At 56.9% G+C, this 13101-nt stretch carries 11 protein-coding genes; 7 read left to right on the top strand and 4 right to left on the bottom strand.

What is annotated here, in order from left to right; all coding sequences use genetic code 11:
• Window positions 1–2 precede the first annotated feature (2 nt).
• From fdhF to ACOTXD_RS20270, 3 genes are all read left to right on the top strand, one after another.
• A complete protein-coding gene (fdhF, locus tag ACOTXD_RS20280; protein WP_080453546.1) occupies window positions 3–2150 on the top strand; it encodes a formate dehydrogenase subunit alpha in 2148 nt (715 codons plus the stop codon).
• Between the two features lie 321 nt (window positions 2151–2471).
• Window positions 2472–2624 carry a Hok/Gef family protein gene (locus tag ACOTXD_RS20275; RefSeq protein ID WP_003860252.1) on the top strand — a complete coding sequence of 51 codons (153 nt, stop codon included), beginning with the start codon at window positions 2472–2474 and terminating at the stop codon, window positions 2622–2624.
• A 121-nt stretch (window positions 2625–2745) separates the two neighbouring features.
• On the top strand, window positions 2746–3420 hold the full coding sequence (locus tag ACOTXD_RS20270) for a tetratricopeptide repeat protein (protein WP_003860254.1): 675 nt from the start codon (window positions 2746–2748) through the stop codon (window positions 3418–3420).
• An 83-nt stretch (window positions 3421–3503) separates the two neighbouring features.
• On the opposite strand, the gene gltP is transcribed toward ACOTXD_RS20270, so the two are convergent.
• Window positions 3504–4817, bottom strand: coding sequence for a glutamate/aspartate:proton symporter GltP (gltP, locus tag ACOTXD_RS20265; RefSeq protein ID WP_003860256.1), 1314 nt, complete (start codon window positions 4815–4817; stop codon window positions 3504–3506).
• 423 nt (window positions 4818–5240) lie between these two features.
• On the opposite strand from gltP, the gene acs reads away from it, so the two are divergent.
• The 3 genes from acs (at window position 5241) to actP (ending at window position 9249) form a co-directional block, all read left to right on the top strand.
• A complete protein-coding gene (gene acs / locus ACOTXD_RS20260) occupies window positions 5241–7199 on the top strand; it encodes an acetate--CoA ligase (RefSeq protein WP_022650235.1) in 1959 nt (652 codons plus the stop codon).
• 89 nt (window positions 7200–7288) lie between these two features.
• Window positions 7289–7603 (top strand): DUF485 domain-containing protein, encoded by a 315-nt coding sequence (locus ACOTXD_RS20255; protein ID WP_032608251.1) that lies wholly within the window; start codon window positions 7289–7291, stop codon window positions 7601–7603.
• Window positions 7600–9249: a cation/acetate symporter ActP gene (actP, locus tag ACOTXD_RS20250; protein ID WP_023324016.1), complete on the top strand. Its 1650-nt coding sequence runs from the start codon at window positions 7600–7602 to the stop codon at window positions 9247–9249. The genes ACOTXD_RS20255 and actP overlap by 4 nt, the downstream gene beginning before the upstream one ends.
• 33 nt (window positions 9250–9282) lie before the next feature.
• Here actP and ACOTXD_RS20245 read toward each other — a convergent pair whose 3' ends face one another.
• Window positions 9283–9972 (bottom strand): LrgB family protein, encoded by a 690-nt coding sequence (locus ACOTXD_RS20245; protein ID WP_022650232.1) that lies wholly within the window; start codon window positions 9970–9972, stop codon window positions 9283–9285.
• A complete protein-coding gene (locus ACOTXD_RS20240) occupies window positions 9965–10375 on the bottom strand; it encodes a CidA/LrgA family protein (RefSeq protein ID WP_003860266.1) in 411 nt (136 codons plus the stop codon). Before ACOTXD_RS20240 ends, ACOTXD_RS20245 begins: the two co-directional genes overlap by 8 nt.
• A gap of 102 nt (window positions 10376–10477) precedes the next feature.
• Here ACOTXD_RS20240 and ACOTXD_RS20235 point away from each other — a divergent pair, with 102 nt between their 5' ends.
• On the top strand, window positions 10478–11359 hold the full coding sequence (locus ACOTXD_RS20235; protein ID WP_023324015.1) for a LysR family transcriptional regulator: 882 nt from the start codon (window positions 10478–10480) through the stop codon (window positions 11357–11359).
• Window positions 11360–11418: 59 nt separating this feature from the next.
• Here the strand turns inward: ACOTXD_RS20235 and ACOTXD_RS20230 are convergent, their stop codons facing one another.
• Window positions 11419–13065: a Na+/H+ antiporter gene (locus ACOTXD_RS20230; RefSeq protein WP_003860270.1), complete on the bottom strand. Its 1647-nt coding sequence runs from the start codon at window positions 13063–13065 to the stop codon at window positions 11419–11421.
• Window positions 13066–13101 lie beyond the last annotated feature (36 nt).

Genomic DNA, 13101 nt, shown 5'->3' with positions numbered 1-13101 from the left:
TGATGAAAAAAGTCGTCACGGTTTGCCCTTATTGTGCCTCAGGTTGCAAGATCCACCTGGTGGTCAATAACGGCAAAATCGTCCGGGCGGAAGCGGCGCAGGGTAAAACCAATCAGGGCACGCTGTGCCTGAAAGGATATTACGGCTGGGATTTTATTAACGATACCCAAATCCTCACCCCGCGCCTGAAAACCCCTATGATCCGCCGCGAGCGCGGCGGCAAGCTGGAAGCCGTCTCCTGGAATGAAGCGCTGGATTACGTCGCCACGCGCCTCACCGCCATCAAGGCCAAGTATGGCCCGGATGCGATTCAGACCACCGGCTCCTCACGCGGAACCGGGAATGAAACCAACTATGTGATGCAAAAATTCGCGCGCGCCGTTATTGGTACCAATAACGTCGACTGCTGCGCTCGCGTCTGACACGGCCCATCGGTTGCAGGTCTGCACCAGTCGGTCGGTAACGGCGCAATGAGTAATGCCATCAACGAGATAGATAATACCGATCTCGTCTTCATCTTTGGTTATAACCCGGCGGATTCTCACCCTATCGTCGCGAACCACGTTATTCGCGCTAAACAGAATGGGGCGAAAATCATCGTCTGCGATCCGCGCAAAATTGAAACCGCGCGCATTGCGGATATGCACATTGCATTGAAAAACGGTTCAAACATCGCGCTGTTGAACGCAATGGGGCACGTCATTATTGAGGAGAACCTGTACGACCAGGCGTTTGTCGCGACCCGTACAGAAGGCTTTGAAGAGTATAAGAAAATAGTCGAGGGCTATACGCCTGAATCCGTCGAAGCGATAACCGGCGTCAGCGCGCAGGAGATTCGTCAGGCGGCCAGAATGTATGCCGGGGCAAAAACCGCCGCCATTCTCTGGGGCATGGGCGTGACCCAGTTCTACCAGGGCGTGGAAACCGTGCGCTCGCTCACCAGCCTCGCCATGCTGACCGGCAATCTGGGTAAAGCGCATGTGGGCGTGAACCCGGTGCGTGGTCAGAATAACGTGCAGGGTGCGTGTGATATGGGCGCGCTGCCGGACACCTATCCGGGCTACCAGTACGTCAAATTCCCGGAAAACCGCGAGAAGTTTGCGAAGGCCTGGGGCGTGGAGAGCCTGCCGGCACACACCGGGTATCGCATCAGCGAGCTGCCGCACCGCGCGGCGCACGGTGAAGTGCGTGCGGCCTACATCATGGGTGAAGATCCGCTCCAGACCGACGCCGAACTGTCCGCAGTGCGCAAAGGCTTTGAGGATCTGGAGCTGGTGATTGTTCAGGATATCTTTATGACCAAAACCGCGGCAGCGGCGGATGTGATTTTGCCGTCGACCTCCTGGGGCGAGCATGAAGGTGTCTATACGGCGGCAGACCGCGGCTTCCAGCGCTTCTTCAAGGCCGTCGAGCCGAAATGGGATCTGAAAACGGACTGGCAGATCATCAGCGAAATCGCCACCCGCATGGGCTACCCGATGCACTACAACAACACCCAGGAGATCTGGGACGAGTTGCGGCATCTGTGCCCGGACTTTTATGGGGCAACCTATGAAAAAATGGGTGAGCTGGGCTACATCCAGTGGCCGTGCCGGGATGAGTCAGAATCCGATCAGGGGACGTCATACCTCTTTAAAGAGAAGTTCGACACCCCGAACGGGCTGGCGCAGTTCTTCACCTGCGACTGGGTCGCGCCGATCGATAAGCTCACCGACGAGTATCCGATGGTGCTCTCCACCGTGCGTGAAGTGGGCCACTACTCCTGCCGTTCCATGACCGGCAACTGCGCCGCGCTGGCGGCGCTGGCGGATGAACCGGGTTACGCGCAGATCAACACCGCCGATGCCGAACGGCTCGGTATTGAAGATGAAGCGCTGGTGTGGGTGAATTCGCGTAAAGGCCGCATCATTACCCGCGCGCAGGTCAGCGACCGTCCGAACAAAGGGGCAGTCTATATGACCTACCAGTGGTGGATTGGCGCCTGCAACGAGCTGGTGACCGAGAACTTAAGCCCGATAACCAAAACGCCGGAGTATAAATACTGCGCCGTAAACGTGGAGCCCATTGCGGATCAACACGCTGCGGAACAGTATGTGATCGACGAATATAACAAGCTGAAAGCCCGACTGCGCGAAAGCGCAATGGGTTGAAGCCGTTAATTTATCGTTGAATAAAGGGAGTGATATATTCACTCCCTTTTTATTTCCGATTAATTCATAAGAAATAGAAATTATTATTCTGGAAAGCGGCTCGCAGAAATAATGTAATTTACGCAGAATAGAATTACATCTTTGCATTTTAATTCAGAGGGATAAGATGTGCGGCGGGTGCTTAAGACTTTCTGTCTTGAGCATTGTTGAGGGACAGAAAGTAGAAAGCCCCGGGAAATTTTCATTTACCCGAGGCTACTCCCTCAACTCCAACAAGTTGAGAGTAGCCTCTTATTCTTTTTTTGACAAGGAGTAAAAGGCATGACGCCATTAAAAACTGCGTTAGGCATCGTCTTTATTGTTTGCCTGACGATAGTGATCTTTACCTTTATTACTCGCGGCAGGCTCTGCGAGTTTTCAATAAAGAGTGAACATCAGGAGGTGGCGGCGAAATTAGCCTGTAACGCAGGCTAACCTCTTCGGGCGGAACGCGTGTTCCGCCCGGCTTGTGGGATGCTGAGGTCTTAACGCACCCGTTTTTTTCTTCTGTCGCCGCGATTATACTGCGCGGCGTGTACCCAGATGATAAGAATCCATGAAAATCCTTTTTCTGATGTTGTTATTTTTAACCGCGTTTGCCCATGCCGATGAGATAGGCAGCCAGTATAAAAAGCAGGCTGAAGCGGGCGATGCGCGCGCGCAGTATTATCTCGCCGATACCTGGTTCAGTTCCGGCGACAGCGCGCAGGCGGCGCTGTGGGCGGAAAAAGCGGCAAAAGGCGGTGATGTCGACGCCATGGCGCTGCTGTCGCAAATCCACTTTTCGCAGGGTGACTATGCGCAGGCTAAAGCCCTGGCCCAACAGGCAAACATTGCGGGCAGCAAACGCGGCGCGATCATGCTGGCGCGTGTGCTGGTGAACACGCAGGCGGGCAAAACCGACTACCCGCAGGCCATCGCACTGCTGCAATCGGCGACCGAAGACATCGATAGCGACTCGGCGGTAGACGCGCAACAGCTGCTGGGGCTGATCTATGCCAACGGCGTTGAAGTTCCTCAGGATGACGTGCAGGCCGCATCGTGGTTCAAGCGGAGTTCGGCTCTGTCCCGGACGGGCTATGCGGAGTACTGGGCAGGAATGCTGTTCAGGCAGGGTGAGAAAGGCTTTATCACACCGAATAAGCAGAAAGCGCTTTACTGGTTAAACCTGAGCTGTACCGAAGGGTTTGATACCGGGTGTGAAGAGTTTGATGCATTGAGCGGGGAGTAAATTGTTGCCCGGTGGCGCTGCGCTTACCGGGCCTACGGCTTATGTAGGCCCGGTAAGACGAAGCCGCCACCCGGCTTTTTACATCACTGGTCAGCCGTTTTATCAAAACGACCCAGTACCTCGCGTTCATACGCCAGCGCTTTTTTACGGTCGAACTTGTGTTCCCACTTAGCGATTACCAGTACCGCCAGGGCATTACCCACCACGTTCAGCGCGGTACGCGCCATGTCGAGGATACGGTCCACACCGGCAATAAACGCCAGGCCTTCCAGCGGAATACCGACGCTGCCCAGCGTCGCCAGCAGCACCACGAAGGAGACGCCCGGCACGCCTGCGATCCCTTTTGAAGTCACCATCAGCGTCAGAACCAGTACGATTTCCTGCCACAGCGACAAGTCAATGCCGTACAGCTGCGCGATAAAGATCGCTGCAATACTCTGATACAGCGTTGAACCATCCAGATTGAAGGAGTAACCGGTCGGTACAACGAAGCTGGTAATGGACGCCGGCGCACCGTAGGCCTCCATCTTCTCAATGATACGCGGCAGTACGCTCTCGGAGCTTGCCGTGGAGTACGCCAGAATCAGCTCATCCTTCAGGATGCGGATCAGGATCCAGATGCTGAGCCCGCACAGGCGCGCCACAATGCCCAGCACCACCAGCGCGAAGAACAGAATCGCGAAGTGCACCAGAATCACCAGCTTCGCCAGCGGCCACAGGGAGGCAAAGCCGAAGTTCGCTACGGTCACCGCAATCAGCGCGAATACCCCGACTGGCGCATAACGCATCACCATGTGGGTGACTTTGAACATGGTTTCGGAGATAGAGCGGAACACGGTCACCAGCGGTTCACGGTGCGTCGCGGGCAGGGAAGAAAGCCCCAGGCCAAAGAGTACCGAGAAGAAGATGATCGGCAGCATCTCGCCCTTCGCCATGGACGCGATAATGTTGGTCGGTACCAGCGAGAGAATAGTCCCCATCAACCCATGCGAATGGCTCTGCACATCGGCGGTTGTGCTTTGGTATTTCGAAATATCCACCGTCGCCAGCTGCGACATATCGATCCCGGCACCAGGCTGGAACACGTTCGCCAGGGTGATGCCAAGTACGATGGCAACCGTAGTGATCACTTCGAAATAGAGAATGGTTTTAACGCCGATGCGGCCTAACTGTTTCGCATCACCAACACCCGCGATACCGACCACCAGCGTCGAGATCACAATCGGCACAACAATCATCTTGATCAGATGAATAAAGATATCGCCCGCAGGGGAGAGAAGGTTCGCAATCAGCCACTCGCGACTGTCGCTATGATAATGGAGGTAACTGCCCAGCAAGATGCCCAGCACAAGGGCCAGCAGGATCTGCCAGGCCAGGCTGACTTTCAAATTTTTCATAGAAACTGACTTCCTCAATGAAATCTCCGCACCATCAAAACTGCATGAATATGGAGACATACTGAAAGGGTATGAATTGTGTTGCGTTGGTTTATGGGATTTTTTAACGCGCCGTATGAGTATCATTTGCACGGCATGCTGCGCAAGCCTTAAAGAACAAGGCATTTCACTGCAAAAAGTGTCATTGTCGGTAATTTATAGCAATTCGCATAAATAACCGTTTGTTATACAAAATATTTTCACTTCAAAAAAGTGAATAATTCTTCAGATGAATTATTTCCCTTCAAAGTTTCATTCGCTCAATTTTCATACTCTTCAGACATTGCGTGATCTGTCGCCCAAATACTAAACAAAGCTTGTAAAGCCCCTACTATTAACGTTTTTGCGACATATTATTAACATCTTACAAGGAGAAAAAAAGCCATGAGCCAAATACACAAACACGACATTCCCGCAAACATTGCGGACCGTTGCCTGATAAGTCCGGAGCAGTACCAGGAGAAATACCAGCAGTCCGTTTCCAGCCCTGACGCGTTCTGGGGTGAGCAGGGTCACATCCTCGACTGGATCAAACCTTATCAGAAGGTAAAGAACACCTCTTTCGCGCCGGGCAACGTCTCCATTAAATGGTATGAAGACGGCACGCTGAACCTGGCGGCGAACTGCCTGGACCGCCATCTTGCCGAACGCGGCAACGAAACGGCTATCATCTGGGAAGGCGACGATGCCTCTCAGAGTAAACACATCTCGTATAAAGAACTGCATCGCGACGTGTGCCGCTTTGCCAACGTGCTGCTGGCCCAGGGCATTAAAAAAGGCGATGTAGTGGCGATCTATATGCCAATGGTGCCGGAAGCGGCGGTGGCGATGCTGGCCTGCGCGCGCATCGGCGCGATCCACTCCGTTATCTTCGGCGGCTTCTCGCCGGAGGCGGTTGCCGGGCGTATTGTCGACTCGAATTCGAAGCTGGTGATCACCGCTGACGAGGGCGTGCGCGCCGGGCGCGGTATTCCGCTGAAGAAAAACGTTGATGAAGCGCTGAAAAACCCGAACGTGAAATCCATCAGTAACGTCATTGTCTTCAAACGCACGGGCGGCAAAATCGACTGGCACGAGGGGCGTGACCTGTGGTGGAGCGATCTGATTGAAAAAGCGAGCGACCAGCATCAGCCGGAAGAGATGAACGCGGAAGATCCGCTGTTTATTCTTTATACCTCCGGCTCCACCGGCAAGCCGAAAGGCGTGCTGCATACTACCGGCGGCTATCTGGTTTACGCGGCCACCACCTTTAAATACGTTTTCGACTACCATCCGGGCGACATCTACTGGTGTACCGCCGACGTGGGCTGGGTCACCGGCCACAGCTACCTGCTGTACGGCCCGCTGGCCTGCGGCGCAACGACGCTGATGTTTGAAGGCGTACCGAACTGGCCAACGCCGGCGCGTATGTGCCAGGTGGTTGATAAGCATCAGGTCAACATTCTCTACACCGCGCCAACGGCGATCCGCGCATTAATGGCGGAAGGCGATAAAGCCATCGAAGGCACGGACCGCTCTTCCCTGCGCATCCTCGGCTCCGTGGGCGAGCCGATCAACCCGGAAGCCTGGGAGTGGTACTGGAAGAAGATCGGCAACGAGAAGTGCCCGGTGATGGACACCTGGTGGCAGACCGAAACCGGCGGCTTTATGATCACCCCGATGCCGGGCGCCACGCAGCTGAAAGCCGGTTCGGCCACCCGTCCGTTCTTCGGGGTACAGCCTGCACTAGTGGATAACGAAGGCAATCCGCAGGAAGGCGCCACCGAGGGCAATCTGGTGATCGTCGATTCCTGGCCTGGCCAGGCGCGTACCCTGTTCGGCGACCACGAGCGGTTCGAGCAGACCTACTTCTCGACCTTCAAAAACATGTACTTCAGCGGCGACGGCGCGCGCCGGGATGAAGACGGTTATTACTGGATCACCGGACGCGTGGACGACGTGCTGAACGTCTCTGGCCACCGTCTGGGCACGGCGGAGATTGAGTCTGCGCTGGTGTCGCATCCGAAGATTGCCGAAGCGGCGGTTGTCGGCATTCCGCACAACATCAAGGGCCAGGCGATCTACGCCTACGTCACCCTGAACCACGGCGAAGAGCCGTCGCCAGAGCTGTATACCGAGGTGCGCAACTGGGTGCGTAAAGAGATCGGCCCGCTTGCCACGCCGGACGTGCTGCACTGGACCGACTCGCTGCCGAAAACCCGTTCCGGCAAGATTATGCGCCGTATCCTGCGCAAAATCGCGGCAGGCGACACCAGTAACCTCGGTGATACCTCAACGCTCGCGGATCCTGGCGTGGTGGACAAACTGCTCGAAGAGAAGCAGGCCATCGCAATGCCTTCATAATTTTTTTCTCCCTCTCCCCTCACCCTAACCCTCTCCCCATAGGGGAGAGGGGATAAAACAAACCAACCTTACTTCTGGAGATTTCTGTGATGAATAACGATATTTGTCAGCAGATAGAGAATAGTGCGCACTACAGGGAGCTGGTCGAAAAACGGCAACGGTTTGCCTTCTTGCTTTCCATCATCATGCTAATTATCTACGTCGGCTTTATTCTGCTGATCGCCTTTGCGCCGCACTGGCTGGGCACCCCGCTGCATGAGGGTACCAGCGTCACGCGCGGTATTCCGATTGGGATTGGCGTTATCATCATTTCGTTTGTGCTCACGGGTGTGTACGTCTGGCGTGCGAACGGTGAATTCGATCGTCTTAACAGAGAAGTTCTGCGCGAGGTAAAAGCATCATGAAGAGAATTCTGACGGCGCTCGCCGCCACACTTCCCTTTGCTGCCCATGCAGCAGATGCCATTACCGGCGAGGTCCAGCGCCAGCCAACCAACTGGCAGGCGATTATCATGTTCCTGATTTTCGTGGTGCTGACGCTGTATATCACCTACTGGGCGTCGAAACGCGTGCGCTCCCGTAACGATTACTACACCGCGGGCGGCAACATCACCGGCTTCCAGAACGGTCTGGCGATTGCGGGAGACTTTATGTCTGCCGCCTCGTTCCTTGGGATCTCCGCGCTGGTGTATACCTCAGGGTATGACGGCCTGATCTACTCCCTCGGCTTCCTTGTCGGCTGGCCGATCATTCTGTTCCTGATTGCCGAGCGCCTGCGTAACCTGGGGCGCTATACCTTTGCTGATGTCGCCTCCTATCGCCTGAAGCAGGGGCCGATTCGTACCCTCTCCGCCTGCGGTTCGCTGGTGGTGGTGGCGCTGTACCTGATTGCGCAGATGGTGGGTGCGGGTAAGCTGATCGAGCTGCTGTTCGGCCTGAACTACCACATCGCGGTGGTGCTGGTGGGCGTGCTGATGGTGATGTATGTCCTGTTCGGCGGCATGCTGGCCACCACCTGGGTACAGATCATCAAGGCGGTACTGCTGCTGTTCGGCGCCAGCTTTATGGCCTTTATGGTGATGAAGCACGTTGGGTTCAGCTTCAATAATCTGTTTACCGAAGCCATGTCAGTGCATCCGAAAGGGGAAGCGATCATGAGCCCGGGTGGGCTGGTGAAAGATCCGATATCCGCGCTCTCGCTCGGTCTCGGCCTGATGTTCGGTACCGCAGGTCTGCCGCATATCCTGATGCGCTTCTTCACGGTGTCAGATGCGCGTGAAGCGCGTAAAAGCGTGTTCTACGCCACCGGGTTTATGGGCTACTTCTACATTCTGACCTTTATCATCGGCTTTGGCGCGATCATGCTTGTGGGGGCGAACCCGGCGTTTAAAGACGCGGCGGGCGCGCTTATCGGCGGTAACAACATGGCGGCGGTGCATCTGGCCGACGCGGTGGGCGGCAACCTGTTCCTCGGCTTTATCTCTGCCGTGGCCTTCGCCACCATCCTCGCGGTGGTTGCAGGGCTGACGCTGGCCGGCGCGTCTGCGGTCTCGCATGACCTCTACGCCAACGTTTTCCGTAAAGGCGCGAGCGAGCGCGATGAGCTAAAAGTCTCCAAAATCACCGTGCTGGTGCTGGGCGTCGTCGCCATCCTGCTGGGGATTTTGTTCGAGAAGCAGAACATCGCCTTTATGGTCGGGCTGGCCTTCTCGATTGCGGCAAGCTGTAACTTCCCGATCATTCTGCTCTCCATGTACTGGTCAAAACTGACCACCCGTGGGGCGATGATTGGCGGCTGGCTGGGGCTGCTGACGGCGGTGATCCTGATGATTCTGGGCCCAACGATTTGGGTGCAGATCCTCGGTCACGAAAGCGCTATCTTCCCGTATGAATACCCGGCGCTGTTCTCCATTGCCGTGGCGTTTGTCGGTATCTGGGTCTTCTCGGCTACCGACAATTCGCCGGAAGGTAACCTGGAGCGCGAGAAATTCCGCGCCCAGTTTATTCGTTCACAAACCGGTCTTGGCGTTGAGCAGGGCCGCGCGCACTAAGCCTTTTCTCCCCGGCCATTCTGGCCGGGGAGCTTAAAACATCACCCACGCCACCAGCGGTGCGATCAGCACCATCGTGACGCCCGAAAGCATCATCACCAGGCTCGCGACAACGCCCTCCTGCTGTCCCAGCTCATAGGAACGTGCCGTGCCCGCGCCGTGCGACGCCGCGCCAAATCCCGCGCCTTTGGCCATTCCTTCCCGAATAGAAAGCCGCAGAAACAGCATATCGCCCACCGCCATCCCAAAGACGCCCGTCACCACCACAAACAGCGCCACCAGATCCGGCTGGCCACCGAGCGGTTTGGCGGCTGCCAACGCAAACGGCGTGGTCACCGAACGCACCGCCAGGCTGCGCTGGATTTCATCCGACAGGGTAAACAGCCGCGCCAGCCAGACCGAGCTGCACACCGCCACCACCGTCGCGGTGACGACGCCCGCGCTGAGCGACATCCAGTGGCGTCTGATAATAGCGAGGTTGTCATAAACGGGTACGGCGAAGGCGATGGTCGCCGGGCCGAGCAGCCACAGCAGCCAGTGGGATTCGCCAATGTAGTTCTGCCAGGATATATGGCCGAAGACCAGCATCAGCACCAGCAGGATCGGCGTAAAGACCAACGGCATCAGCGGCAGCGCGCGAAAGCGGCGATACAGGCGCTTGTTGGCAAAGTAGATGACGACTGTCGCAATCAGGCACAGCAGGCTTATCTGAAAGTTAGTCATGCTTCTGCCTGCTGATTTCAAAGCGATACACCTTATCCACCACCCAGGCGGTGGCGCCCAGCACCATCAGCGTGCTCAGGGCGATAACCGCAAAGATGCGCCAGCCGTCGACCATCAGCAGTTGTGCATAATTCACCACCGCCACCACGGCCGGCACAAAGAACAATAGCATCTCCGCCAGCAGCCAGCGCGCCCCGGCGCGCACCCAGTTAAGGGGCAACGCGCGAGAGAGGATCAGCGTCAGCATCAGCACCATCCCCACCAGGTTGGCGGGTAAAGGCAGATGCAGCCAGTCGACAAGATATTCCGCGAAAACAAACAGTCCCGCGTAGAGCAGTACCTGAACCGGTACCTGAAGTCGTTGCACAACGGCAGGCGTAACACGGCTTAACGCCACGGCCATGGGGGTTTTCCTCAGAAATGAGACGAGGCGCCAGTATAGTGAGCGTACGGTATCGACTGAAATGAATTAAAATCATCGAAGGTATAGTTTCGAGGAATAATCATGGACATAAGAACGCTGCGCTATTTTGTCGAGGTGGTTCGCCAGCAAAGTTTTACTCGCGCAGCGGAGAAGTTATTCGTAACCCAGCCGACCATCAGCAAGATGCTGAAAAACCTCGAAGATGAGCTGAACTGTACGCTGCTGATCCGCGACGGGCGCAAGCTACTGCTGACCGATACCGGTCGCGTAGTGTTCGAGCGCGGGCTGGCCATTCTGGCAGAGTTCCGCCAGCTGGAGGCCGAGCTTGGGGACATCAACCACCTGACAAAAGGGCTGCTGCGGCTCGGTATTCCGCCGATGGTCGGCATGATGATGGCCGGGCCGATAAGCTTGTTTCGCCAGCGCTACCCCGGCGTTGAGCTAAAAATTTCTGAATTTGGCGGCCTGACCGTGCAGCAGGCGGTGATGAACGGTGAACTGGACGTGGCCATGACGGCCCTTCCCGTAGAGGAGGAAAGCGGCCTGGCGACGCTGCCGCTGTTCAGCCACCCGCTGTGCGTGCTGGTGCCGCGCTCCGGCGACTGGCTGAAGATAGACGCAGTAAAACCCGAGCTGCTCGGCGAACACCCGCTGCTGATTTACAACGAAGATTTTGCCTTAAGCCGCCAGCTGATGGCACTGTTTAACCAGCACAACGTAAAGCCGCGCATTGCGGTGCGCAGCGGCCAGTGGGATTTTCTGGCGGCGATGGTACAGGCGGGCGTGGGGATTGCCATTCTGCCGCAGCCGATCTGCGAGCGGCTGGATAAAAACACGCTGCGCTGGATCCCGCTGGAGAGCGACCTGCACTGGCAGCTGGGGATGATCTGGCGTGAAGGGGTCTATCTGTCGCACAGCGCGCAGGCGTGGTTGCAATGCTGTGAGGGGTTTTGGGTGCCCTGACCCCTCACCCCAACCCCTCTCCCCATAGGGCGAGGGCTAGGGTGAGGGGGCAAAGCGCGCTACTGATTCTCTATCAACAACGCTTCCAGCAGGTCCAGATCGTGCAGCAGCTTTTGCAGCGTCTCGTTACTGATCTGCCGCGTCGCGCGCAGGTGATACAGCTCGGCACGCTCGGAGCGCAGCGCCGCCAGGCGGAAACGGCGTTCGAGGTTCTCTTCCTGCAACGAACTTTCCACGTCGTTACGTCCGTCAGCACGGCGACGCAAATTACCAATCACGCGTGAACTGACTTCCTTCAGCAGCTGGTTATCAATGTTCTCTTCGGCATCGGCGGCCAGACGCTCCTCCATCTTCTCGATGGCGACAATCGCCACTTCCGCCGTCGCCGCACGGGCAATCCGCTCTTCTTTGTGCTGTTGCGAGGAGTCACCCGCGTCAATATGTTGCAGCAGAATCGGCAGCATAATCACGCCGACAAACAGCGAGAAGAGGATCACGCCTGCCGCCAGGAACACCAGCTCGTAGCGCGCCGGGAAGACGTCGCCCGTCGGCAGAAGCAGAGGAATGGAGAGCACACCAGCAAGGGTGATCGCCCCGCGAACGCCCGCGAAAGAGGCAATCAGCAGCTCGCGCGTGGTCCACGAGCCAAACTCCATCGGCTTTTTGGTCAGGAAGCGAACGCTGAATTTCTTCATCGTCCACAGCCAGCCGAAACGCACCAGCATCAGTGCAAGGTAGATGAGCACGATATCGGTAAACAGCATCCAGACTTCAACGTTTGGATCCGCTTCGGCCGCAATCAGCGAGGATTCCATAATGCCCGGCAGTTGCAGACCCAACAGCAGGAACACCATGCCGTTAAACACAAACTCGAGCATAGCCCAGGTACTGTTCGCGCGCAGGCGCATCGCCAGCGGCGCGCGCCGCATAACGCCGGAGCGGGTGATGGTCATCCCCGCGGCTACCGCCGCCAGAATGCCCGACACGCCAATGTGTTCGGCAATCAGGTAAGAGGCAAACGGCAGCAGGAACAGCAGGACGATCTGCGTCGCCGGTTCATCACCACCCCAGCGGCTAAGGAAGCGCAGCGAGCGTCCGTACAGCCAGCTCACTACGAAGCCCGCGAGGATACCGCCAATCGCCACCTTGAAGAATTCCAGGGTCGCGCCGCCTACGGTAAAGACCATGGTGCCCATGGCAACCGCCACGGCAAACTTCAGGGCGACCAGGCCAGAGGCGTCGTTCATCAGCGCCTCGCCCTGCAAAATGCCCATGATTTTCTTTGGAATGCGCCCTTCGCCCACAATGCCGGACAGCGCCACGGCGTCGGTAGGCGACAGCACGGCGGCCAGCGCAAAGGCGGGTATGAGCGGGATCCCCGGTACGGCCCAGTAGATCAGAAAACCAATCCCGACCACGGTGACCACCACCAGCGCCAGCGCCAGGCCGAAGATCTCTCGCCCGTGCTCCAGAAATTCGCGCGTCGGCGTTTTCCAGCCATCGGCAAACAGCAGCGGCGGGATAAACAGCACGAGGAACAGTTCCGGATCGAACTCCACGTGCAGACCGAACGTCGGCCACGCCAGCAGCGCGCCGATAGCTATTTGCATTAAGGGCAGGGGGACCTGGAAGGGCAGTACGCGTGTAACCACCCCGGATAATGAGACCACAAGGGTCATGATGAGTATTGTGAAGAAAATTTCCATGCGTTCCCTGTTTGCTGTGTTTCTTATATGCCAAAC

The sequence above is a fragment of the Enterobacter cloacae complex sp. CDL013 genome (genome assembly GCF_049238805.1).
Taxonomy (GTDB): domain Bacteria; phylum Pseudomonadota; class Gammaproteobacteria; order Enterobacterales; family Enterobacteriaceae; genus Enterobacter; species Enterobacter hormaechei_C.
The sequence above is the reverse complement of the archived record's forward strand: the minus strand, read 5'-3'. Positions and strand labels throughout refer to the sequence as shown.

Excerpts from the sequence above, each read along its gene's own strand:
- gltP (WP_003860256.1), bottom strand. The coding sequence starts at position 4,817 with ATGAAAAATTTGAAAGTCAGCCTGGCCTGGCAGATCCTGCTGGCCCTT.
- ACOTXD_RS20255 (WP_032608251.1), top strand. The coding sequence starts at position 7,289 with ATGAATAACGATATTTGTCAGCAGATAGAGAATAGTGCGCACTACAGG.
- ACOTXD_RS20245 (WP_022650232.1), bottom strand. The coding sequence starts at position 9,972 with ATGACTAACTTTCAGATAAGCCTGCTGTGCCTGATTGCGACAGTCGTC.
- ACOTXD_RS20230 (WP_003860270.1), bottom strand. The coding sequence starts at position 13,065 with ATGGAAATTTTCTTCACAATACTCATCATGACCCTTGTGGTCTCATTA.
- ACOTXD_RS20275 (WP_003860252.1), top strand. The coding sequence starts at position 2,472 with ATGACGCCATTAAAAACTGCGTTAGGCATCGTCTTTATTGTTTGCCTG.
- ACOTXD_RS20240 (WP_003860266.1), bottom strand. The coding sequence starts at position 10,375 with ATGGCCGTGGCGTTAAGCCGTGTTACGCCTGCCGTTGTGCAACGACTT.
- ACOTXD_RS20235 (WP_023324015.1), top strand. The coding sequence starts at position 10,478 with ATGGACATAAGAACGCTGCGCTATTTTGTCGAGGTGGTTCGCCAGCAA.
- acs (WP_022650235.1), top strand. The coding sequence starts at position 5,241 with ATGAGCCAAATACACAAACACGACATTCCCGCAAACATTGCGGACCGT.
- ACOTXD_RS20270 (WP_003860254.1), top strand. The coding sequence starts at position 2,746 with ATGAAAATCCTTTTTCTGATGTTGTTATTTTTAACCGCGTTTGCCCAT.
- actP (WP_023324016.1), top strand. The coding sequence starts at position 7,600 with ATGAAGAGAATTCTGACGGCGCTCGCCGCCACACTTCCCTTTGCTGCC.